General features: G+C 68.9%; 22 protein-coding genes. 18 read left to right on the top strand and 4 right to left on the bottom strand.

Going from position 1 to position 21,463, the window contains the following annotated elements:
* Window positions 1-162: 162 nt before the first annotated feature.
* From prfA to MYSTI_RS26750, 4 genes are all read left to right on the top strand, one after another.
* On the top strand, window positions 163-1,257 hold the full coding sequence (prfA, locus tag MYSTI_RS26735) for a peptide chain release factor 1 (protein ID WP_015350930.1): 1,095 nt from the start codon (window positions 163-165) through the stop codon (window positions 1,255-1,257).
* Window positions 1,254-2,135: a peptide chain release factor N(5)-glutamine methyltransferase gene (gene prmC / locus MYSTI_RS26740; RefSeq protein ID WP_015350931.1), complete on the top strand. Its 882-nt coding sequence runs from the start codon at window positions 1,254-1,256 to the stop codon at window positions 2,133-2,135. Before prfA ends, prmC begins: the two co-directional genes overlap by 4 nt.
* Before the next feature lie 14 nt (window positions 2,136-2,149).
* A complete protein-coding gene (murA, locus tag MYSTI_RS26745; protein WP_015350932.1) occupies window positions 2,150-3,421 on the top strand; it encodes a UDP-N-acetylglucosamine 1-carboxyvinyltransferase in 1,272 nt (423 codons plus the stop codon).
* A gap of 140 nt (window positions 3,422-3,561) precedes the next feature.
* The gene (locus tag MYSTI_RS26750) at window positions 3,562-3,951 is read left to right on the top strand and encodes a zf-TFIIB domain-containing protein (protein WP_044900655.1); all 390 of its coding nucleotides are present in this window, start codon (window positions 3,562-3,564) and stop codon (window positions 3,949-3,951) included.
* A gap of 31 nt (window positions 3,952-3,982) precedes the next feature.
* On the opposite strand, the gene MYSTI_RS26755 is transcribed toward MYSTI_RS26750, so the two are convergent.
* The gene (locus MYSTI_RS26755) at window positions 3,983-4,822 is read right to left on the bottom strand and encodes an NADase-type glycan-binding domain-containing protein (RefSeq protein ID WP_015350934.1); all 840 of its coding nucleotides are present in this window, start codon (window positions 4,820-4,822) and stop codon (window positions 3,983-3,985) included.
* Window positions 4,823-4,974: 152 nt separating this feature from the next.
* On the opposite strand from MYSTI_RS26755, the gene MYSTI_RS26760 reads away from it, so the two are divergent.
* The 12 genes from MYSTI_RS26760 to MYSTI_RS26815 all read left to right on the top strand — a co-directional run bounded on the left by MYSTI_RS26760 (window position 4,975) and on the right by MYSTI_RS26815 (window position 16,292).
* A complete protein-coding gene (locus MYSTI_RS26760) occupies window positions 4,975-6,948 on the top strand; it encodes a hypothetical protein (RefSeq protein WP_015350935.1) in 1,974 nt (657 codons plus the stop codon).
* An 88-nt stretch (window positions 6,949-7,036) separates the two neighbouring features.
* On the top strand, window positions 7,037-7,369 hold the full coding sequence (locus tag MYSTI_RS26765; protein ID WP_044281427.1) for an FHA domain-containing protein: 333 nt from the start codon (window positions 7,037-7,039) through the stop codon (window positions 7,367-7,369).
* Between the two features lie 137 nt (window positions 7,370-7,506).
* Complete coding sequence (locus MYSTI_RS26770; RefSeq protein ID WP_015350937.1) at window positions 7,507-9,048, top strand: hypothetical protein; 1,542 nt, start codon at window positions 7,507-7,509, stop codon at window positions 9,046-9,048.
* Between the two features lie 324 nt (window positions 9,049-9,372).
* Entirely contained in the window at window positions 9,373-9,678 is a 306-nt protein-coding gene (locus MYSTI_RS26775; protein ID WP_015350938.1) for a hypothetical protein, read from the top strand.
* 38 nt (window positions 9,679-9,716) lie between these two features.
* Complete coding sequence (locus MYSTI_RS26780; RefSeq protein ID WP_144370156.1) at window positions 9,717-10,160, top strand: hypothetical protein; 444 nt, start codon at window positions 9,717-9,719, stop codon at window positions 10,158-10,160.
* A 26-nt stretch (window positions 10,161-10,186) separates the two neighbouring features.
* Window positions 10,187-10,468: an EsaB/YukD family protein gene (locus MYSTI_RS26785; RefSeq protein ID WP_015350940.1), complete on the top strand. Its 282-nt coding sequence runs from the start codon at window positions 10,187-10,189 to the stop codon at window positions 10,466-10,468.
* Entirely contained in the window at window positions 10,465-11,637 is a 1,173-nt protein-coding gene (locus MYSTI_RS26790) for a HesA/MoeB/ThiF family protein (protein WP_015350941.1), read from the top strand. The genes MYSTI_RS26785 and MYSTI_RS26790 overlap by 4 nt, the downstream gene beginning before the upstream one ends.
* Window positions 11,634-12,776: a M67 family metallopeptidase gene (locus tag MYSTI_RS40995; RefSeq protein ID WP_015350942.1), complete on the top strand. Its 1,143-nt coding sequence runs from the start codon at window positions 11,634-11,636 to the stop codon at window positions 12,774-12,776. Before MYSTI_RS26790 ends, MYSTI_RS40995 begins: the two co-directional genes overlap by 4 nt.
* Window positions 12,777-12,788: 12 nt before the next feature.
* Entirely contained in the window at window positions 12,789-14,132 is a 1,344-nt protein-coding gene (locus MYSTI_RS41000; protein WP_015350943.1) for an FHA domain-containing protein, read from the top strand.
* 1 nt (window position 14,133) lies between these two features.
* Window positions 14,134-14,724, top strand: coding sequence for an RING finger protein (locus tag MYSTI_RS26805; protein WP_015350944.1), 591 nt, complete (start codon window positions 14,134-14,136; stop codon window positions 14,722-14,724).
* A gap of 3 nt (window positions 14,725-14,727) precedes the next feature.
* Window positions 14,728-15,786, top strand: a complete 1,059-nt coding sequence (locus MYSTI_RS41005; protein ID WP_015350945.1) for a trypsin-like peptidase domain-containing protein — start codon at window positions 14,728-14,730, stop codon at window positions 15,784-15,786.
* Complete coding sequence (locus MYSTI_RS26815; RefSeq protein ID WP_015350946.1) at window positions 15,783-16,292, top strand: ubiquitin-conjugating enzyme E2; 510 nt, start codon at window positions 15,783-15,785, stop codon at window positions 16,290-16,292. The genes MYSTI_RS41005 and MYSTI_RS26815 overlap by 4 nt, the downstream gene beginning before the upstream one ends.
* Window positions 16,293-16,314: 22 nt before the next feature.
* On the opposite strand, the gene MYSTI_RS26820 is transcribed toward MYSTI_RS26815, so the two are convergent.
* Complete coding sequence (locus MYSTI_RS26820; protein WP_233277965.1) at window positions 16,315-17,352, bottom strand: AraC family transcriptional regulator; 1,038 nt, start codon at window positions 17,350-17,352, stop codon at window positions 16,315-16,317.
* Between the two features lie 93 nt (window positions 17,353-17,445).
* Here MYSTI_RS26820 and MYSTI_RS26825 point away from each other — a divergent pair, with 93 nt between their 5' ends.
* A complete protein-coding gene (locus MYSTI_RS26825; RefSeq protein WP_015350948.1) occupies window positions 17,446-18,255 on the top strand; it encodes a class I SAM-dependent methyltransferase in 810 nt (269 codons plus the stop codon).
* Window positions 18,256-18,446: 191 nt separating this feature from the next.
* Window positions 18,447-19,292, top strand: coding sequence for a hypothetical protein (locus MYSTI_RS42265; protein ID WP_144370157.1), 846 nt, complete (start codon window positions 18,447-18,449; stop codon window positions 19,290-19,292).
* 30 nt (window positions 19,293-19,322) lie between these two features.
* On the opposite strand, the gene MYSTI_RS26835 is transcribed toward MYSTI_RS42265, so the two are convergent.
* Together MYSTI_RS26835 and MYSTI_RS26840 are read right to left on the bottom strand one after the other, a co-directional pair.
* Window positions 19,323-19,694, bottom strand: coding sequence for a hypothetical protein (locus MYSTI_RS26835; RefSeq protein ID WP_015350950.1), 372 nt, complete (start codon window positions 19,692-19,694; stop codon window positions 19,323-19,325).
* Window positions 19,695-19,958: 264 nt separating this feature from the next.
* The gene (locus MYSTI_RS26840) at window positions 19,959-21,383 is read right to left on the bottom strand and encodes an aminotransferase-like domain-containing protein (protein WP_044281429.1); all 1,425 of its coding nucleotides are present in this window, start codon (window positions 21,381-21,383) and stop codon (window positions 19,959-19,961) included.
* Between the last annotated feature and the right edge of the window lie 80 nt (window positions 21,384-21,463).

Raw genomic sequence — 21,463 nt, forward strand, 5'->3', positions numbered from 1 at the left:
GAAGGACTCCGTGTGGTGATGTGAGACCGACCGCCTGGACACAAAACGTCGGCGGTGAGGGCGGCCCTTCTTTCATGCTACCGCCCGAGCGGCCAAGGAATTTCTTGACTCCGTCCGCCCTTGCCAGCAGCCGGACAAAGGGGCAATACCCCCGGAACGACGATGATTGACAAACTCGAAGACGTCGAGCGCCGGTTCGAGCGACTCACCGCGGACCTGTCGAACCCCGACGTACTCGCCGACTCGGCGAGGCTCCAGAAGGTCTCCAAGGAACGCGCGGGCATCGAGAAGCTGGTGGAGACGTTCCGCACGTACCGCCAGGTGCTCGCCGACCTCAAGGAAGTGGAGGCCTGGCTGGAGAGCGGCGGCCCGGACGAGAAGAGCTACGCCCGCGAGGCCCTGCCCGGCCTGAAGGAACAGCGCGACACGCTCGAGAGTCAGCTCAAGGTCCTGCTCCTGCCCAAGGACCCCAATGACGACAAGAACGTCATCCTGGAGATTCGCGCGGGCGCGGGCGGCGACGAGGCCGCGCTGTTCGCCGAGGAGGTCATGCAGATGTACCTCCGCTACGCGGACACGCGGGGGTGGAAGTCGGACATCATCGACATGAGCCCCGGCAACGCGGGCGGGGTGAAGGACGCCACCGTCACGCTGTCGGGCGATGCCGTCTTCAGCAACCTCAAGTACGAATCCGGCGTGCACCGCGTGCAGCGCGTGCCCGCCACGGAGACGCAGGGCCGCATCCACACCTCCACCATCACCGTGGCCGTCATGCCGGAGGCGGAAGAGGTGGATGTGAAGATCAACGAGGCGGACATCGACCGCCAGGCGATGCGCTCCACGGGCTCCGGCGGACAGAGCGTCAACACGACGGACTCCGCGGTGCGCCTGACGCACCGTCCCACGGGCATCGTCGTGAAGTGCCAGCAGGAGAAGAGCCAGCTCAAGAACTACAACATGGCGCTTCGCATGCTCCGCGCGAAGATCTACGAAATCGAGCAGGAGCGCATCCGCTCCGAGCGAGACTCGACGCGCCGCTCGCAGGTGGGCACGGGCGACCGCAGCGAGAAGATCCGCACCTACAACTTCCCGCAGGACCGGCTGACGGACCACCGCATCGGCCTGACGGTCCACAACCTGCCAGCCGTGATGACGGGCGACATCGAGGACATCATCACCGCCTGCCGCACCTTCTACCAGGCCGAAGCCCTCAAGGCGCAGACGGGCGGCGGTCCCAGGTCCCAGCCGGAAGCATGAGCAGCGAGACCTGGACCATCCGCAGGGTCCTCACCTGGACGACGCAGCACTTCGAGAAGCGTCAGGTGGATGCCCCCCGCCTCACGGCGGAGATCCTCCTGTCGCATGTGCTCAAGACGGGCCGCGTCCGGCTGTACGTGGACCTGGACCGCCCGCTCTCCAAGGAGGAGCTGTCCTCCTTCCGAGCCCTCATCGAGCGGCGCCTGTCGGGCGAGCCGACGCAGTACCTCACGGGCACGCGCGAGTTCTACAACCGCGCCTACAAGGTGGACGCCCGCGTCCTCATCCCCCGGCCGGAGACGGAGCTGCTCGTGGAAGCCGCCCTGCGCGTGCTGCCCAAGGACGCCCCCGCGCGCGCCCTGGACGTGTGCACGGGCTCCGGCTGCATCGCCATCAGCCTCGCGGCCGAGCGGCCCCAGCTGGCCGTGACGGCCACGGACCTGTCTCCCGATGCCTGCGCCCTGGCGCGGGAGAACGCGGAGACACTCAAGGTCTCCGACCGGGTGACGGTGCTGCAGGGAGACCTGTTCTCCCCCCTGCCCCCGGACGCGCGCTTCCACGTCATCGTCTCCAACCCGCCCTACATCGCCACGCATGAAATCGCGGGCCTGTCGGCCGAGGTCCGCCGCGAGCCCAAGCTGGCGCTGGACGGAGGGCCGGACGGACTGGTCGCCCTCAAGCGGGTGGTGAGCGAGGCCCGGAAGTGGTTGGAGCCTGGCGGCCTCCTTGCATTGGAGATGGGGGAGACGCAGGGCCCCGCCGTCCTGGAGCTCCTGCGCGCGGCCGGTTACGAGGACGCGCGCGTGGAGAAGGACCTGGAGCGGCGGGAGCGCATGGCATTTGGGACACAGCCCGCGGCCAGCGGGCCACAGGGCTGAGGGCCGGAAGAATCATGGACAAGATCGTGATGAAGGGCGGCGCCGAGCTGCACGGCGAGGTTCCCGTGTCGGGCGCGAAGAACGCGGCGCTGCCCATCCTGGCCTCCGCGCTGCTGGCGGATGGCACGTCCACGTTCCGCAATGTGCCGGACCTGGCCGACGTCGCCACCATGCTCAAGGTGCTGCGCACCATGGGCTGTGGCGCGGAGCGGCTGGAGGGCCGCAAGAAGGACGTCTGCGAGGTGGGCGTCAACGGCCACATCACCCCGGAGGCGCCGTACGACCTGGTCAAGACGATGCGCGCCAGCGTGCTCGTGCTGGGGCCGCTCGTCGCGCGCTTCGGGCGGGCCCGGGTGTCCATGCCGGGCGGGTGCGCCATCGGCGCGCGGCCCATCGACCAGCACCTCAAGGGCCTCAAGGCGCTGGGCGCGGAAATCCACCTGACGGAGGGCTACGTGGAGGCCCGCGCCAAGCAGCTCAAGGGCGGCACCGTCAACTTCGACGTCATCACCGTCACGGGCACGGAGAACGTGCTGATGGCGGCCGTGCTGGCCAAGGGCCGCACCGTGATGGAGAACTGCGCCCGCGAGCCTGAAATCGAGGAGCTGGCCAAGGTCCTCAACAAGATGGGCGCGCGCATCGAAGGCGCCGGCACGTCCATCATCACCATCGAGGGCGTGGAGGGCCTCACCCCCGTGGAGCACGCCATCCTCCCGGACCGCATCGAGGCGGGCACGCTGCTCGTGGCGGCGGCCATCTCCGGCGGCAACGTGCTGGTGAAGCACGCGGTGCCCGAGCACCTGGACGCCGTCATGGACAAGCTGCGCGAGGCGGGGTGCACGCTGACCGCGGAGGCCGGGGGCATCCGGTGCAAGGCGCCCAAGACGCTCACCTCGGTGAACATCACCACCACCGAGCACCCGGGCTTCCCCACCGACATGCAGGCGCAGCTCATGGCCCTCATGTGTGTGAGCCAGGGAACATCTGTCATCAGCGAGAACATCTTCGAGAACCGCTTCATGCACGTGCCGGAGCTGCACCGTCTGGGCGCGGACATCACCATCCAGGGACACACCGCGGTGGTGAAGGGCGTGAAGACGCTGAGCGGCGCGCCCGTCATGGCCACGGACCTGCGGGCAAGCGCTTCGCTCATCCTGGCGGGCCTGCGCGCCGAGGGGCGCACGGACGTCAGCCGCGTCTACCACCTGGACCGGGGCTATGAGCGACTGGAGCGCAAGCTGCGTGCCCTGGGTGCGGACATCCGGCGCGTCAAGGCGAAGGCCTGAGGGGCACGGGGCCTGACGACCCCGGACGGCGCGTTGCCAACAGAAGCGGCAACGTGGGTTGCATCCGAAATTTCGCGCGACCTATCATTCTCCGACCACTGGGGACATCGCTCCCCCACTGCAGGAGAATGAACAGCGCCATGGATTGCCCCAGCTGCAACGTCGAGATGACCGATCTCGCGGGGGATGAACAGACGTTGCGAAAGTGTGGAGAGTGCGGCGGGCTGTGGACGGACGCCGCGGACCTGAACCGGCTCCTCCTCCACAACAACCTCCCCGGGCTGGAGAGCCAGGGCGGCAAGGTCGACACGCAGGCTCTGACGGGCCAATGCCCGGACTGCAAGGTCGACCTGGTACGCGTCGACGGTGGAGACCGGCAGCACCCACTCCACTACGACACCTGCGAGTCCTGCGGTGGCATCTTCCTGGAATCGGAGTTCCAGGACGCGACGAACGTCGACGTCGCCACCAAGGAGATCATCGACTTCTTCCGCCACTTCAGCGGCAAGCGGAAGCAAGCCGCCCTCTGAGTCGGGCGGCCGGGCGGCGGCGCCTCGGCGCTCAGGGTTGGCCGCGGAATGCGCGGCCCCACTCCTCGGCCACCGCCCCTTCCAGTTCCAGTGTGGCTCCAGCCGGGCTGCTGCCTTCCGGGGCGGCTCGCTGGAGGCGTGCCGTCACCCGTCCCTTGTTGGGGACCTCCAGCGTGAGTCGAGTACCGGACAGTGCGTAGCTGCCCGTCACGGAGCTCGGCTCGCCGCCCTCCAGGGGCTCGTACGCGAAGCGGAACGTCCCATCGACGAAGAGGGACAGGAAGCGGTCCGGGGCTCCTTCCAGTCCGCCGAACCAGGTCCCCAGCAGGGGGGCCAGGCGAGCGTCGTAGCGCAGGCGCGGCGCGAGCCACGTGCCGTTGAGCGCCTTGCCCCCCGAGTAGAAGACCAGGTCCGTGACACACACCGGAGCGCCCTCGCGCGCGCCGGCGAAGCGCTCCACCACCTCCAGCGTGAAGCGGTTGCCCGTGAGGGCGGGGCTGATGGGGACCACCTGGAGGCCGCGCTTGTCCTCGACCTTGAGGCTCTTGGCGGAGCTCACGCTCGTGAGGGTGAGCTTCTTGGCGCGCGCATGGGCCTTGTATGAAGCGCGGTCCGTTCCATCGCCCGTGTAGACGCGCACCTCGTCGATGGAGACGACGTCCTTGAAGCCGATGGTGACGGGCGCGGGGGTTGCTCCCGAGGCGCACCAGGCGGTGGTGTCGCGGCCATCGAGCAGGTGGAGGGGTGAGTAGCGCTCGGGTTGGCGCTCGCGCTCCAGATAGTCGGAGGCCTGGGCGTAGCCGGGGGGAGCGTTGGACGCGGCAACGGCGGCGGTCGCCAGCAGCGACAGGACGAGGGGGATGCGGACCATGGGCCCATCTTGGATCGCTCCGCGCGGGGGGCTCCAGTCCCCGGCCCGTCAAGGCGGAGCGCGGCGAGCCGGGCCTGGGGGGCGGATGAAAGCGCCCGCCGGGGTGTTGGGGCGCTTGACACCCGGACGCCGCAAGGAAGTGATGCGGCCCGATGCGGAGAGACAACGTGAAGCGACGCTGGGGGTGGGTCTGTGTGTTGGCCGCGACGCTGGTCGCCTGCAAGGAGGACAAACCCACCGAGGTCCCCGACGCGGGGCCCGTCGAGACGGGGCCCCAGGCACTGACCGAGCAGGAGCCCAACGAGCGGCCCGAGCAGGCGCTGACGCTCACGCGCGACAGCACGGTGACGGCGGACCTGTCGGCGCAGCCGAACAAGGTGGACGAGGACTGGTACCGGCTCGCCCCGTCGTCGCCTCGGATGGTGGACGTCACCGTGTCGGGGTTGCCGGGCGGGGATATCACCCTGGAGGTCCATGACCGGGACCGCAACCGGCTGGCCTCCATCAACAGCGAGGGCGAAGGCAAGCCCGAGCGCTTCCCCAACCTCTACGTGGAGACGGAGCGCTGGCTGCGCGTCGCCCCCGCGCGCAAGGGCGTGGGTGGGGCCTACACGCTCACCGTGACGATGCGCGCCGCGAATGACGGCGAGGAGCACGAGCCCAATGACCGCGCGGTGGACGCGGTGGGCCTCCCGCTGGGTCAGACGGTGACGGCCTACCTGGGCCACGCGGGCGACGAGGACTGGTACCGGGTGGAGCTGCCCGAGCCCACCGTGCCCTCACCTGACACGGCCTCTCCGGACGCCTCCGTGGCGCCGGAAGGTGCCGAAGGTGTCGCGCCCGCGCCGGGCACCGAGGGTTCCGCCCCCCAAGGGGCCGCGGCACCCGCGCAAGGCACGCCTCCCTCGAGTCCCTCCCCTGCCCCCGAGAACGCCGCGGCGACGGGGACCGGCGAGGAAGCCACGGCGCCGCCGTCACCCACCGGGACCTTTGGTGGGGGCGAGCCGCCTCCCGCGGGCACGGAGACGGTCGCGATGACGCCGGACTCGGGGACGGCGCTGCCGCCGGAGCCGCCGTCCGTGGCGCTGAAGATCGAGCTGTCGGGGGTGGAGGGCGTGCGGCCGGAGGTCTCGGTGCTGTCAGCGGCGGAGGCACCGTTGTTCTCGCTGCGTGGCAAGGAGGGCGAGGCCCTGTCGCTGCGCAACATCGGCGTGCGTGCCACGGACCGGACCGTCTTCGTCGTGGTGAAGGGGGGCTGGACGGGGACGGGCAAGGAGGCCCGCCGCACGTTCAACTCGAGCGCGCCGTACACGCTCACGGTGACGCAGGAGGAGGCCGGGGCGAACGCGGAGCTGGAGCCCAACGACGAGCTCCACAAGGCCACGTCGCTGACGGCGGGGAGCTACCGCGAGGGGTTCATCTCGCCCAAGGGAGATGTGGACCACTTCGTGCTGCGCACGACGGAGCCGGTGCTGGCGAAGGTGGAGCTGTCGGGCGTGGAGCGGCTGGACCTGGTGCTGTCGATGGTGGAGCCGCCCCAGGGGGACGGCAAGCAGGAGACAGTGTTGCTGCGCGCCAACGACGGTGCGCTGAAGGAGCCCGAGCGGCTCAACAACGTCGCGTGCAACGGGAGCTGCTGGTTCCGCGTGGAGGGCGCGTCGCGCAAGGTGGACGGCAAGTGGGTGAAGGACTTCGAGAACGCGGAGAAGCCCTATCGCATCAGCATCACCACGGTGCCGGACAACGGTGGCGAGGAGCGCGAGCCGAACAACACGGTGGAGCGGGCGCAGGAATTGACGCCTGGCAAGGCGGTGCGCGGCACGGTGTTTCCGGTGAAGGACACGGACTACTACCGGCTCGACCTGTCGGACCGGCCGGTGCGCACGCCGCTGAAGGCGACGCTCCTGGGCATCCTCAAGGTCGACGTGGGGCTGTACCTGCATCGCGTGCAGCCGGATGGGAAGCTCTCGCTCGTGCAGACCGCGGACCGCGCCAAGGGTGACCAGCCGGAGAGCATCCGCTACAGCGCCGAGCCGGGCGTCTACCTCTTCGAGGTGCGCGACGCGAAGAACCGCGAGGCCAACTTCCAGGACTCGTACCAGCTCACCGTCGAAGAGGGCGAGTAGCACGCGGGTGAGGGAGTGAGTGGCCCCGGAGGAGTCGAGAACCGGGGCCCTCGACGCATCCGTCGTCAGGGGCCGCTACGATGGGCCCATGTACAAGGGCGCTCTCTTCAGCATCGAGGACACGCGGTCCGGCGCGGTGGAGACGCAGCGGGTGGCGTTCAGCGAGCGTCACTGGAAACGCGAGCAAGGTGTCGTCATCGGCTCCGCGGAGGACTGTGATGTCCGGGTGTCTGGCCCGGGCATCACCGCGCACCATGCCCGGTGGTACACCGGCGGGCACCACATCTTCGTCTGGGTTCTCGACGAAGACGCCGTGGTGACCTCCAGCCGAGGTGACACCTACCGAGGTGGAGACACCCTGCGCGTCGACTATCGCCCCTTCACGATGGGGCCGTATGTCTTCAGTGTCGGGTTCGACTGAAGGCGCCGTCGCACCACCCTCTCGGTGGAGACACACTGCCACGATGAGTGATTGAGACACGGGCCCCCCTCACCGTCCTCCCGGGAAGCAACGGCCTGCGACACGGAAGTCCTCGGGGCGAGGTAGGGTTCATCCCCATGAAGCCCACACCTGGAGACATCTTCGCTGTCTACACGCCTCGTCTCAATGGCTACACCGCGGTGCAAGTCACCGCGGTGAAGATCGACGAGAAGAGCGAGCAGGCCGCGGTCCTGACCCTGGACTGGGTCGGCCCCACCTTGCCTGATGCGGCGGCCGTGGCATCGATGGTGCCCGCGACCTTCAACTTCTTCTTCTGGAAGGAGCACCTCGAGCACCTCTGGGTCTCCCTGGAGATTCCACGCGGCTTCACCCTCGTGGGAAACAAGCCCCCGCTCGTGGACAAGGAAACCAAGAGCTACGGGGGCTGGCCCTCGGGTGACAGCCTCTACCGGCAGCGCGAGTGGGAGGAGATTCCGAAGGAGAAGCGGGACGTCTTCAAGGCCCTGGCCGACACACGCGACAAACAGGTGGTCCTCAAGCTCGGCGAGAGGGAACTGACCCGCTCGACCCAGCGGCTCCATACCGAGGAGCTCCAGGCCGCCCCCTCGTTGTCCGCGTTCGACGTGCTGCCCATCCTGACCTTCGTCGGCTGCGATGCACCCGTCCCGGGACTGTTCGACTTCGTCCGCAACCGTCCCTTCGTCTATGAGGCGGACCTCACGAATCACGGTGAGCGCGTCGTGGACCTCAGAGGGTCTCGCCTGAGCAGGCTCCGCCTGGACCTCACCGGCGTCCATGAGCTGTACCTGAACCATGGATTGAACGAGCTGAGCGCGTCCGGCACGCTCAGCCCCGAGCTGAAGATTCATGCCGAGGCCGATGGAAATTGGCTGACCTTGTCCATGAAACAGCTGGTGACGGACTGGTCCGGACTGACCAACCTGGACAGTCTGCATCTCAACCCCGCCAAGGACGTGGATGTCTCGGCCATCGTGCGGCGCTTCCCGAAGCTGACCGAGATACGCATCTGGGGGGCCCCTGGATACCTGAGGAACACCGCCGAGCTCGCCGCGCTCCCCTCGCTCCAGGTGCTGACCCTGAACGAGATGTTTGGCATTGGAGCCGACGAGTTCCCTGGCCCCGAGCGCTTCCCCAACCTGGGCCGGCTCTGGATGACCAGCATCCCCGCGGACCTGGCCGCATCCGTGAAGAAGGCCTACAAGGCCGCGACCCGTGACGGACTGGACCTGTCCGTGCGGCAGCCGCGCAAGGCGGAGTGGCTGGCCGAGAACCTGGACAATCCCTTTCGCATCTGGGACGGGGCGGAGAACATCACTCCCGCGCAGGCCAAGAAGGCCGCGACGCTGTATCGACAGGCCCGGTCGGCGGCCCTCGCGGCCGCGTCCGAACACAAAGGCTCTCAAGCACAGCTCGTCTCCGCGCTCACCCCCATCGTGACGGCCTACGTCCAGGGCTTCAACAAGCTGGATACAAAGGGCACCTTCATCTACACCGAGGAGCGAGAGCACATCTACGTCGCGCTGATGGGCATCTGCGACGCGGTGGATGAACGGCTCAAGTCCGTGGGTGGCCCATCGGCGGAGCCTGTGGACCGCGATGCGGTGACCTCCGTGATGGATTCGATTCGCGACTTCTAGACAGCCCCACAGCGGCGCGCCGCCAGGATGTGTCTGGATTGTCTTTCCACATCCTGGGGCGCCCGGAGCCCTCGCTCCGGTTCGATAGCCAAGCCAGACAAGCAAGACCCGCAACTCAAGCCACGCCCCCTCCTCCTTGCGGCTCCACCTGGACAGACGCCCTGTCTCTCTTTCCAGGGGAGCCTTGACACTCTTCCGACAGGTACAGGATAAACGTGCCCCGTTCGAGGAGGGGGCTTGCACTGTCAGAATCATTCGTCCGCGCCAGCGGTGGCCACGTGCGTCGGCTGCGCTGAGGCATTTTGTGAGAATTGCCTCGTACCCATGGGCGCCACGCGTTACTGCGGTGACTGCAAGGTCATGGCGGTTCCCGCCTCCGCGCTGACCATCACCCGCCAGTCGGAGTCCGCGGGTCGTGCACTGGGGTTGTCCTTCCTCGGCATCGTCTGCTTCGGCTTCATCGTGGCCCCCATGGCCATCAGCGCCGCGCTCGCCGCCCGCAAGGAGATTGCCCAGGACCCGTCGGTGGGAGGACTGGGCAAGGCCAACGCCGCGCTGGTCATCGCGCCGGTGGTGTTGCTCCTCTCCGTGCTCAACGTCATCGTGCGCATCAAGGGGTTCGCCAAATGATGCCGAACGCTCCCGCGTCACAGTCGGGTCCGGAGCCCTTGACCTCGCCTTGCCGCAACCACCCCACGGTGCGCAACGAGGAGGGCTGCGCCCGCTGCTACGAGACCTACTGCTCGGTCTGCTTCTTCGACCTGGACGAGGGCCCCGTCTGTCCCCCGTGCATGATGCGGCCGCCCGCCGGAGGCCCCAAGGGGGCGCTGCTGTATTCGCTCGGCGGGTTCGGCTGCGCGTTCGCCGCGGCGGCCTTCCTCGGCACCATGGTTCTCTACGGCGTGATGACCGGAGAGGAGCTGGTGGACCCCTGGGCCACCCTCATCGGGATGGCGACGATGCTGGCGTGCTTCGGCGGCATCGCGTTGTCCTTCATGGGCCGCGACCTGAGCCGCGGGACGGGCGCGACGCTTCCCATGGTGGGGATTGTCGCCAACCTGCTGCTGACTCTCGTGTTCGTGCTGATGAGCATCATCGGCTCATTCATGTAGTGCTTGTTTCTCGTGGAGCCGACGCGATGGGAATGATGACGGTCGAGGTCTGGGATGCGACGGGGGCCAAGCGTCAGCAGGTGGAGCTGCCCGATGACGCCCCGGTGAATCGCGTGCTGGTGGTGCTGGTGGAGAAGATGCGTCTGCCGCGCCAGAGTCCGGACGGCCAGCCGATGAGCTACAAGTTCCATCACAAGGCCAGCGGCCTCCAGCTGCTCGACACCCAGACGCTCGCGGAAGCGAAGGTCCAGACCGGTGACGTGCTGCGGCTCCAGCCTGAAATCACGGCTGGAGCACGTGCCCCGTGAAGGTGGAACTGAGCGAGGGGCGCTTCAGCCGCTTCGAGCTGATCGAGTGGTGGGACCAGCAGCGGCTGGCCCGTGCCCGCGTGCTCGTCGCGGGCGCCGGTGCCTTGGGCAATGAGGTGCTCAAGAACCTGGCGCTGCTGGGCGTGGGCCAGGTCGTCGTGGTGGACATGGATGTCGTCGAGACCTCCAATCTCTCTCGCTCCCCGCTGTTCCGCCCCCGGGATGCTGGCCGGGCCAAGGTGGACGCGGTCGCGGAAGGCGCACGCGCCATCTACCCGGACCTGCGGGTGCATCCGCTGCGCGCCAACGTCGTCCACGACCTGGGCCTGGGGCTGTTCCGCTGGGCGGACGTGGTCATCGGCGCGCTGGACAACCGCGAGGCCCGTCTGGCCATCAACCGCGCCTGCTACCGCGTGGGCCGGCCTTGGATTGACGGGGCCATCGAGGTGCTCTCCGGCGTCGCGCGTCTGTTCGAGCCTCCCGAGGGCCCCTGCTACGAGTGCACGATGAGCGAGCAGGACTGGCGTCTGCTCGAGCGGCGACGCTCCTGCAGCCTGCTCAACCGGCAACTGGAGGAGATTGGCAAGGTGCCGACGACGCCCACCACGGCGTCCATCATCGCCGCCATCCAGTGCCAGGAAGCCGTGAAGCTGCTGCACGGCCAGCCCACGCTGTCCGGCGCGGGCTTCGTCTTCGACGGACTCACGCACCAGTCATACGTCACCCGCTATCAGCGCAACCCGGACTGCATGAGCCATGACCCGCTGGAGCGGCTGGAGCAGGTACCCCGCTCGACAGCGGACGTCAGCGCGCGCCAGGCGCTCGAGTGGGCCCGCGCGGCGCTCGGCCCCGGCGCGGTGCTCGAGTTCGGACGCGAGCTGCTCCAGGGACTCGACTGTCCGGGCTGTGGTCGCGAGGAGCGGCTGTTCCGGCCCCTCTCCCAGGTGACCGAGGCGGATGGCGTCTGCGGCGCCTGCGGAGTGCGCCGCGCGCCCAGGCTCTTCCATGGGCTGAGCGGCGATGAAGACTTCCTGGACCTCTCGCTCGCGGAGCTCGGCTTGCCGCCGTGGGACGTGGTGGTGGGTCGAGCGGGAGAACGCGTGATGGGGTTCGAGCTGTCGGGGGACCGGTCCCGGGTGCTGGGGGCGCTGGACAAGGAGGGCGTATGAGCGGAGCCGTCAAGGGCGCGAAGGCGAGGGACTCCGTGCGCGACTTCCCCGGGGGCGCCGTCGCGCCGGAGCCGGGCGAGCTGCGCATCGCGATGGAGAAGCAGCCCTACGCGCAGATCATCGGCCACGCCGTGCTGGAGCCGGACGTGGAGGTCTGCGGCGTCCTGGTGGGGCGGCTCCTGGAGGATGCCCACGGTCCCTACCTGAGCATCACCCACGTGATTCGGGGTGAGGCCGCCAAGCAGGAGGGGGCCCAGGTCACCTTCACCCATGACACGTGGAATCACATCCACCGGGAGATGGACTCCAAGCACCCCGACGAGCAGATCGTCGGCTGGTATCACACGCATGGTGGCTTCGGCATCTTCCTCTCGGAGATGGACACGTTCATCCACCGCAACTTCTTCTCCCAGCCGCACCAGGTCGCGTACGTGTACGACCCGCTCGCCGGCTCCGAGGGCTTCTTCCACGGGATGGCGGGAGACTTGCGGCAGGTGCGCCGCTACTGGCTGGGAGGACGCGAGCGAAAGCCGATGGGCACCGCGCCAGCCCCCACGGCCAGCACGGGTGCCGACGGGGGTGACCTCGCGACGGCGGTGAGCGCGCTGAGCCGGGCCGCCGTGGCGCTGCAGGCCTCCGCCCACCGTCGGACGGGCGAGGGCATTCCGCTGTGGGCGCTCGCGGGAGTGGCCGCGGTGCTCGTCGTCCTGGGCTATGGCCAGTGGTTCGGTGGGTCCTCGGGGCTGGGCTCCGGGAGCGCGCGACGCTCCCAGCACATGCTCGTGCTGGACCAGGACCGCGCGACGGGGACGGCCGTGGGCGTCGAGCTCATCCGGCTCTCCCCTGAACGCGAGGACGTGCTGCGCGACCGCAACGGAGAGCTCTACGTCGGGGTGCCGCTCCGGGACGCGGAGGGACGTCCGACCACGTTCCTCCAGGCCCTGCGGGGCTCGAACGGAGGCAGTCCCCAGAGCGTCGCCCCCACCCCTCCTCCGAGCACGCCGCCCGTGACACGAGCGCCGATGTCTCGAGCCCACGTGCTGCTCGTGGTGGGGGGCGTGGTGCTGACGCTCTTGGCCGGGGTGGTCACCGCGCTCTTCGTCCGCGCCCGTCGCCGTGCACGCAAGGTCAAGGTCTGAGGAGGGGTGTCCATGGCGGGTGTGGCCGACAAGATTGTCATTGAACGTGAGGAACTGGCTTCGCCCGAGGTGGACGAGGCCCTCTCACGGCAGCTGTCGTTTGGAATGGCGCCCTCGCCCGAGCGGGTGGAGGACTCGCGCTCGGGCTTCTTCTATCGCTCGTACATCGTGTTGCCGCTGGCGGGGCTCTTGGGGGCCCTGGCGGGATGGGCCGTGCTCGAGCCCTTCTACACGGATGGCCTCGAGTTCTCCGCGCCGGTGGAGCGGGTGGACTCGAACTACAAGACCCGGGAGGGAGGCCCCATCACCCTCGTGCGGGTCGGCGGCCAGACGGTGTGGGTGGTGCCCGACGCGACTCGGGTCGAGAAGGACGGCGAGGCCGTGGCGCTCTCGGACATCGCCGTGGGCGACATCGCGCGAGTCAAGGGCACCCCGTCGGGCGAGGGAGTCGAGCGCTCGGTGTCTGCCTTTGAAGTGGTGCTGAGTCCGCCCGACCCGGAGGTCCCAGCCGTCGTGGACCTGAAGGCCGTGGAGCGCGGGGCGAACCTCTTCGGGTTCACCCTCTTCGCCATCATCGCCGCCTTCGTGGGCCTCTTCATCGGGGCCGCGGATGGACTGATGTCTCGGGCCTTCCACCGGGCCGCCCTCTGCGGCCTCGTGGGAATGGGCATGGGCGCGGTGCTGGGGCTGATGCTCACGCTGCCGGGGGAGCTGGCCTACGGCCTGGGACGGATGCTGGTGGCGGGACTGGGCGACGAGGGCGTGACGGGCATGAACACCGCCCAGTTGCTGGTGCAGATGTCGGTGCGCGGAGTGGCCTGGGCGCTGATTGGCGCCGCGATGGGGTTGGGACAGGGTGTGGCGTTGCGCTCGTCCAAGATGCTCGTCAACGGCCTGATTGGCGGGATGGCCGGGGCGCTCATCGGCGGCTTGCTCTTCGACCCCATCAACCTGCTCTTCGACAGCGACGGTGAGGCCTGGCTGAGCCGAGGTGTCGGCTTTGGTGTCATCGGCGTGGTGACGGGCTTGATGATTGGCCTGGTGGAGCTGGCGGCGCGCGAGGCGTGGATCAAGATGCTCACCGGCCCCCTCGCGGGGAAGGAGTTCGTGCTCTTCAAGAGCCCGACGACGGTGGGCAGCTCGCCCAAGAGCGACGTGTACCTGTTCAAGGACTCCGACGTGGAGCCTTCGCATGCCCTCATCCACGCGCTGGGCGAAGGCTATGAGCTGGAGGACAAGAAGAGCGCCTCCGGCACCTATGTGAATGGTCGGCGAGTGTCCCGGGTGCGCCTGGCGTCCGGCGACCAGGTGCGGGTGGGCAAGACGGTCTTCATGCTCCAGATGAAGGAGGGCTGAGGTGGCCGAGCTCCAGCCCCACGCCGCCGACGCCTTCGCGGGCAACACCTGCGGCATCTGCCAGACGGGAATCGAGGTCGGCGAAGAGGTGGGCACCTGCCCTGCCTGTCAGGCGCCCTTTCATGCCGAGTGCTGGGCGGAGAACGGCGGCTGCGCGCAGTACGGGTGTGCGCACATGCCGGGCACTTCGACGGCCGAGGCCCCGACCGCGGCGCACACCTACTGGGGACAGGAGGAGAAGACCTGCTTTGACTGTGGTCAGCAGATCAAGGTCGCGGCGCTCCGCTGTCGCTTCTGCGGCGCGGTCTTCTCGTCGAATCAACCGCTGAGCTCCAGCGAGGTGGTGACCCAGGAGCAGGTGAGCGCGCGTCGCGCGGCCGCGGGGCGGGTGGCCGTGGGACTCTTCGTCGCGGGGCTGATGCCCTGCACCGCGCCGCTGGCCCTGCTCGCGGGTGGCGTGTGGTGCCTGAACAACCGCGAGACGATTCGCAAGCTGCCGTCACAGCGCCGGGTGATGGCGTGGGTGGGGCTGGGCGCGGCGGCGAGCAGCACCGTCCTGATGCTGCTCGCGGCCCTCTTCCTGGGGAGCTGAACCGTGAGCCTTCCCGAGCCCGAGCGCATCCGCATCGACCCCGACGAGGTCCAGCGCGCGGTGTTGCCGCCCTCTCCCAGGACCCAGGCCGCGCGTCGGGCGGCGCCTCGCGAGGACCTGCCCCGCGTCGACCCGCTGGCGACGGGGGCCCTGGTCCTGGCGCTCATCGGCGTCCCGCTGATGGGGTGCCTCTTGGGCCCCATCGCCATCGTCTGCGGGGCCCTGGCGCTCTCGCGGCTGCATGGCCGAGAAGACGTGCGCGGGGCGGGACTCGCGCTCGCGGGACTGGTGGTGGGCGTGGTCGCGTTCGTGGGGTGGATGGGCGTGATGTGGTGGGCGCTCGTCACGCCTCAGCGAGTCCTTCCGCTCCCAGCCCCACCGCCCGTGCTCGCGTCCCACGCGCAGGGCCTCATGGATGCGCCTCCGCACATCCGGAGGGCGCTGCTCGCCAACGTGCGACTGACGTGCAAGGGGCCCGAGGGCCAGCTGGGCTCGGGGGTGAGCATCGCCAGCGGCGAGGGCCGCACGCTGGTGTTGACCAACCACCACGTGGCCGAGTGTGCCGAGGGCGTGGTCCTCCGGGTCGCCTTCCACGATGGTGAGGAGGTGGACGGGCGGGTCCTCTGGCGCGGGCCGGAGGGCGTGGACCTGGTCGTCGTCGAGGCGCGCACCCAGAAAGACCGCCAGGCCGAGGTCATGGACCTGAAGACGGGCGCGCAGGCGCGCGTGGGAGACGGCGTGTTCGCGGTGGGCAACCCCCTGGGCTTCGACGCCACGTACACCACGGGCGTGCTGTCCGCGGTGCGGCGAGTCCCCCTGGGGCCCCTCGAGGGGCGCGTCCTCCAGGTCCAGGCGGCCATCAATCCCGGCAACAGCGGAGGAGGGCTCTACTCCTCGGCCGGAGCGCTCATCGGCATCAACACCTGGGCGGTCGAGCGGACCCGCTCGGAGGGCCTGGGCTTCGCCATCAGCGTGGACACCATCTCGGAGGTCCTGCGCGACGCGGACACGTCGCTGCGAGGGCTCGTGCGACCATCACCGGAGGAAGGGGTTTCCCGATGAACGTGAGACACAAGCGGCTGGTCGCCGACCAGCGCATGGTCCAGAAGTGCTTCGCGGACCATCCCTACATTCGCGTGGTGGAGACCTCCGGAGAGCCTCCCGAGCGCTACCGGCTCGAGTACCGCGTCCGCGGGCTGGTGATACAGAACGACGTGGTGGTTCCCAAGGAGGAGCACCTCGTGGAGGTCTTCCTCACGCTGGGCTATCCGCGACAGGCCCCTCAGTGTCGGATGCTCTCCCCGGTGTTCCATCCCAACATCGCGCCCCACGCCATCTGCATCGGCGACCACTGGAGCGCGGGGGAGTCCCTCGCGGCGCTCATCGTGCGCATCGGGGAGCTCATCACCTTCCAGAGCTACAACATCAAGAGTCCCCTCAACGGCGCGGCGGCCCGGTGGGCCGAGGAGCACATGGACCAGCTGCCCATCCAGCGCGACGACCTCTCCGCGCCCATGGAGGACCTCCAAGCGCCGCCGCCTCCCGCGCGCGACCCCTCGTCGACCTGACGCGAGGCGGGAGCCCCACCCCTCACGGTGAGCCGGGCAGGAGCTCGCGGCGGTAGCGCTCCGGGCTCATGCCCCACCACCGCTTGAAGGCGCGGTGGAACGCGGCGGGCTCCGCGTAGCCCAGCAGGAAGGACACCTCCGCGATGGACATCCTCCGTCGCAGGTAGATGCCGGAGAGCTCGCGGCGCAGGGCATCCACGATGGCCGCATAGGACTGACCCTCCTCCGCGAGCCGGCGCTGGAGCGTCCGCGTCGGGACACGCAGCGCCCGCGCCACGGCCCCGAACGACGCATCTCCGCCCGAGAGCGCCTGCCGCACCTGCTCGCGCACCCGGTCCGCGGTGGTCCGCACCTCGGGGAGCCGCTCCAGCTCCCGCTGCGCCAGCCGCTCGAACATGCGGTGCAGCAGCGCGTCCGCGTGGATGAAGGGGCGCTGCTCGTCCTCTCGCGAGAACTCGATGTCGTTGAAGGGCGCGCCGAACTCCAGGGGACACTGGAACAGCGCCTCGTGCTCCCGCAGGTCCACGGGCGCCGCGTGCGTGAAGCGCACCCGCAGCGGGGGCACGTCCTCGCCCGTGAAGGCTCGCACGCCCGTGGCGAACTGGCTCAGCGCGGCCTCCACCAGGTGCCGGTGCGCCGGGCGCCACGTCCCCACGGGCGTGAAGCGCATCCGGACGCCTCGCTCGGTGTCCTCCATCCGGAAGCGCTCCCCATCCCCCCAGACGCGCTGATACCGGCACCCTCGCTCCATCGAGTCCCGCAGCGTGGCGCTGGTGAGGACCACGAAGGTCGCCGGGTCATCCAGGTCCACCACGTCCACGCGGGCCAGGTGCAGCCCCAGGTTCGCGTCGCCGGACAGCGCCTCCATCTGCTCGAGCAGGTCATCGAGGACGGCGTAGGGAACGCGCAGCTCGGGGTCATCCAGGTCCGACAGGCGCAGCCCCGAGGCGCGCTGGAGCAACTCCTCCACGGGCAGCCCCAGCTTGCTCGCGATGCGCAGCGCCTGACGCGCCATGCGCGCGGAGAGCGACGGCACGCCACTCGAGGACGTCTTCGTCACCCGGAAACCGTAGCCGCCAGTTGGCGCACGCGGCAAGCCGTTCTGGCGCCCGCTGTCACTGCGGCGGCGCACCTCGGACGGCACCCTGGAGGCATGAATGACACGCTCCCGCCTCGGCCTCTCGTCCCGCGCCTGCACCTCTTCGAGTTCATCGACCAGGACTGGTTCCCCCGCGCCCTGCGAGACCTGGCGACCGACTACCTGCACGCCGTCAGCACCCGCCTGGGCCTCTTCGATGGCGCGGCGGAGGTCCTGGCCCGGGGCCTCCAGTCCTCCGGGAACAACGAACTGCTGGACCTGGGCTCCGGCGGCCGAGGGCCCCTGCCCCGCCTCAAGCGCCTGCTCGCCGAGAAGCACGGCGTGGACCCTCGCGTGCTCCTGTCGGACAAGTACCCCAACGCGGACGCCGCCGAGCACGCCCGGAGAGAGGGCGTCACCTACCTGGAGCGCTCGGTGGACGCGCTGAAGGTCCCCGCCGACCTGAGGGGGATGCGGACCCTGTTCAGCGCCCTGCACCACTTCCGACCGGATGACGTCCGGCGGATGCTCGCGGACGCCCGGGACCAGCGCATCCCCATCGCCGCGTTCGAGACCGTCCGGCGCACGCCCGCGGGGGTCCTCTCCATGGCGCTGGTGCCCTTGCTCGTCCTGCTCTTCACGCCGCTGGTGCGCCCCATGACGCCCTGGAGGCTCCTGCTGACGTATGTGATTCCCGTGGCCCCCCTGCTCATCTTCTGGGACGGCCTGGTGTCCGCGCTGCGGGTCCACCATCCTCGGGAGCTTCGGGCGATGACGCAGTCCCTCGCCGTGCCGGGCTACACCTGGGAGGTCGGCGAGGTGGCCGTCCCGGGCAAGGCGGCCATCAGCTACGTCCTGGGGCGGCCCGACACGAAGCACTCGTAACGTGACCGGGCTCCAGGCGCCCTCCCGAGGTGAAATCCCTCTTGGGAACAGGGTGACACCTGGAGCATGGTTTCAGGATGAGCACATCTCTGGGGCCGATGGTCGGTGGGTTGCTGTTTCTCTGGCTACCATTGTTGTTGGGATTCTTCACCGGCCGCTGGGTCCTGAAGCGGGTCACGAACCGGTCGGAGATGCTCGCCCAGTTGGCGTCCTCCTCGTTCGCGGTGCCCTCCGCGCTCGTGGGCGCCGCGATGTCGGCGGGGCTGATGATGGCCACCAGCGCCGTCAATGCCCCGAAGACCCTCGCTTGGCTCCAGCTGAACGGCGTGCTGCCCTTCACGCCCACGCTCGAGCTGCTGCGCATCGTCTCCTGGGTCGCGGCCTTCTTCGTCGGCTACAACCTGAGCGGCCTGTTCCGAGGCTCCGCCGCCCCGTCACCGACCCTGGCCGGTGGACCCGAGTCGTCGCCCCCTCCGCCCGGACACACGTCCTCCGGCATGAGGGTGATTTCCGTCATGGGCGCCACGATTGCCGTGGGCCTGGGCCTGGGGGCCGTGATGGTGGGCATGAAGAAGGGGGGCTTCCTGCAAACCTCGGACGTGGGACAGCTCACCGAGCTCGCCGCCATCCAGGAGCAACTCCGTCCGCTCGACTCCTGTGAAATCCTCTACCGCCAGGTGGATGGCAAGGGCCGGCGCAAGTACCCGGACTCCGTGGTCATCCGAGACTGCTCGGGCCACTTCAGCCACGTCGCCTACCTCCCAGTGCCTTCCTGGGCGAGCCAGGACGTGAGCTTCGAGATGAGCCGAGGCTCGACTTCGGCGGAGTGGAGCATCCTCGTCGACAAGGACGAGGTGCCCTTCCCCGCGCTCAAGGCGGCCCTGGAGCAGTTCGCGCCCATCATCGTCGCGGAGTATCCACGCAAGATGCAGGAGGTGCGTCAGCGGCAGGAGGAATCCCAACGCTGGCTCGAGGAGCAGCGGCGCGCGAAGGAGCAGAAGGAGAAGGAGAGCGCGAAGTCGACGTATCCCGAGTGACACCTCCGGGACCTCGCGCCCTCACCGCCCTCAGTTGCAGACCGTGGCTCGGAAGTTGTGGTCGTAGAAGTAGGACCAGGCCCGGCGCGCGTATCCCGCCGGGTCCGTATCATTCATGCCGGGCGTGAAGGTCTGCCACGAGCCGCTGTACCACTGGATGGAATACTCGACGATGTCGCAGCCGTAGGTCCCCGCACACTTGGTCGGGAAGAAGAACCGCAGGAGTGCATTGTCGGTCACCAGGGATGCGTCATCGTCGGCGGTCGCACTGTCCATCCCCACCGCCCACCGGAGGTCATACGTCGGGCTGGATGGCCATGCCCAGCACGCCGCGGACGCCGTGCCACTCACCAGCATCCCCAACACGCCCCCCAGACCCAAAAGGTTCGCCAGTCCGCGCATCACTCCGCTCCTCATGTCTCTTCGTGTTTGTCCGTCTCACCCATGCACGAGGTCCAGACACCGGCTCACCGAGCCCGGTACATCCTCGACACATCGGCCGGACGCATGACGTACACACGATTCGCTGGTCGATGCAATTGATTGGCACCTCCGGGCAGGAGACCGTCCACTCGTGCCATGCCAGGAATTGCATGACACATTCGTTCCACCCCGCGGCGCCAGCCGGGTTCGCGTGGGTGACAGGAGGGAGACAGAAGCTCCGCGTCAGGACGCGCGATGCAGGACGGTCGCCAGTCGGGCCAGCCGGAGCAGTCCTTGCTCGAGCGTCGGCGTCCAGCGGTTCCCGCAGTTGATGCGCAGATAATGGCGGTATCGCTCACGCGTCGAGAACAAGGTCCCCGGCGACGTGGAGATGCCCTCCTCCAGCGCCCGCCGGTACAGCTCCACCGAGTCCACGCGCCTGGGAAGCTCCACCCAGAGCACGAAGCCACCTTGAGGCGTCGTGGTCCGGGTGCCCTCCGGGAAGTGGGCCAGGACGTGGCGAGAGATGCGCTCCACCTGCACCGAGCAGTGCAAGCGCAGCTCCGCGAGGTTCCGCTCGTACTCCTTGGACGCCAGATAGCGGGCCATCACCTGCTGCGACAGCGAGCCACACCCCATCGTCGAGGCGAGCTGGAGCGCCTTGACCTTCTCCATGTGACGGCCCGGCGCGAGCCACCCCACCTTGAGCCCCGGTGAGACAGTCTTGGAGAAGGACGCACAGGTGAGGACATTCCCCTGGGCGTCCCAGGCCTTCAGCGGCCGGGGGCGCAGGCCCTGGAAGGACAGGTCCGCGTAGATGTCGTCCTCGATGAGGGGACGCGCGTAGCGGGCGAAGAGCTCGACGAGGGCGGCCTTCTTCGCGTCGCTCATCAGCGCGCCCAGGGGATTGCTGAAGTTGGGCGTGAAGAGCCCCGCCGCGATGTCGTGGCGCTCCAGGGCCTGCTCCACCTGCTCCAGGGAGACGCCGTCGATGGGATGAGTGGGGAGCTCCAGCACCTTGAGCCGCAGCTGCTGGAGCGCCTGGAGGATGCCGAAGTACTGCGGGGACTCGATGAGGACGGTGTCCCCGGGCGCACACGTCGCCCGCAGCGCCAGCCCGAGCGACTCCATGGTGCCGTGCGTGGCGACCAGCTCCGAGGGCGCCACGAAGGCGCCGAACTTCTCCAGCCGGCGCGACACCTGCCGGAGGTACTCGAAGTTCCCGGGAGGCAGCTCATAGGAGCCCACCAGCCGAGGCTGCTCCCGCACCACGCGCCGGGTGATGCGATTGAGGGACTCGCACGGGTAGAGCTCGGGGGAGAGGCACGCGGCGCCCAGGGGGAGCAGCTCGCGATGCCGCGCGGACTCGAAGACGGTGGAGACCAGCGCGGGGACGTCCACCTCCCGGGGTAGCGACAGGCGCATCCGAGGCTGCGTCACGCTGGAGGCAACCCGCGGCCCCAGCACGTAGAAGCCCGACTGCGGCTTCGACACGATGAGCCCCTTGTCCTCGAGAATCTCGAGCGCGCGGACCACCGTGTTGACGCCCACCTGCTTCATGCGCCCCAGCTCACGAACGGAGCTCAGGCGCTCGCCGGGCTTCACCTGGTGGGTGGAGATTCGCAGCTCCAGCTCGGCCGCCAGCTGTTCGTATTTCTTCGAAGGCATGGGCAGTCGGAACTGTATCCCATGGGATTCCGGATTCTGCATCTGTATCCATCCGGTGGATGCCTCTACCGTGGCGGCTC

It is taken from the genome of Myxococcus stipitatus DSM 14675, from assembly GCF_000331735.1.
GTDB classification, from domain to species: domain Bacteria; phylum Myxococcota; class Myxococcia; order Myxococcales; family Myxococcaceae; genus Myxococcus; species Myxococcus stipitatus.

Excerpts from the sequence above, each read along its gene's own strand:
- MYSTI_RS26775 (WP_015350938.1), top strand. The coding sequence starts at position 9,373 with ATGGGCGCCACGCGTTACTGCGGTGACTGCAAGGTCATGGCGGTTCCC.
- MYSTI_RS26835 (WP_015350950.1), bottom strand. The coding sequence starts at position 19,694 with ATGCGCGGACTGGCGAACCTTTTGGGTCTGGGGGGCGTGTTGGGGATG.
- MYSTI_RS26825 (WP_015350948.1), top strand. The coding sequence starts at position 17,446 with ATGAATGACACGCTCCCGCCTCGGCCTCTCGTCCCGCGCCTGCACCTC.
- MYSTI_RS26765 (WP_044281427.1), top strand. The coding sequence starts at position 7,037 with ATGTACAAGGGCGCTCTCTTCAGCATCGAGGACACGCGGTCCGGCGCG.
- MYSTI_RS41000 (WP_015350943.1), top strand. The coding sequence starts at position 12,789 with ATGGCGGGTGTGGCCGACAAGATTGTCATTGAACGTGAGGAACTGGCT.
- MYSTI_RS26755 (WP_015350934.1), bottom strand. The coding sequence starts at position 4,822 with ATGGTCCGCATCCCCCTCGTCCTGTCGCTGCTGGCGACCGCCGCCGTT.
- MYSTI_RS26840 (WP_044281429.1), bottom strand. The coding sequence starts at position 21,383 with ATGCCTTCGAAGAAATACGAACAGCTGGCGGCCGAGCTGGAGCTGCGA.
- MYSTI_RS42265 (WP_144370157.1), top strand. The coding sequence starts at position 18,447 with ATGCTCGCCCAGTTGGCGTCCTCCTCGTTCGCGGTGCCCTCCGCGCTC.
- prmC (WP_015350931.1), top strand. The coding sequence starts at position 1,254 with ATGAGCAGCGAGACCTGGACCATCCGCAGGGTCCTCACCTGGACGACG.
- MYSTI_RS40995 (WP_015350942.1), top strand. The coding sequence starts at position 11,634 with ATGAGCGGAGCCGTCAAGGGCGCGAAGGCGAGGGACTCCGTGCGCGAC.
- murA (WP_015350932.1), top strand. The coding sequence starts at position 2,150 with ATGGACAAGATCGTGATGAAGGGCGGCGCCGAGCTGCACGGCGAGGTT.
- MYSTI_RS26750 (WP_044900655.1), top strand. The coding sequence starts at position 3,562 with ATGGATTGCCCCAGCTGCAACGTCGAGATGACCGATCTCGCGGGGGAT.
- MYSTI_RS26760 (WP_015350935.1), top strand. The coding sequence starts at position 4,975 with ATGCGGAGAGACAACGTGAAGCGACGCTGGGGGTGGGTCTGTGTGTTG.
- MYSTI_RS26785 (WP_015350940.1), top strand. The coding sequence starts at position 10,187 with ATGGGAATGATGACGGTCGAGGTCTGGGATGCGACGGGGGCCAAGCGT.
- MYSTI_RS26770 (WP_015350937.1), top strand. The coding sequence starts at position 7,507 with ATGAAGCCCACACCTGGAGACATCTTCGCTGTCTACACGCCTCGTCTC.
- MYSTI_RS26815 (WP_015350946.1), top strand. The coding sequence starts at position 15,783 with ATGAACGTGAGACACAAGCGGCTGGTCGCCGACCAGCGCATGGTCCAG.
- prfA (WP_015350930.1), top strand. The coding sequence starts at position 163 with ATGATTGACAAACTCGAAGACGTCGAGCGCCGGTTCGAGCGACTCACC.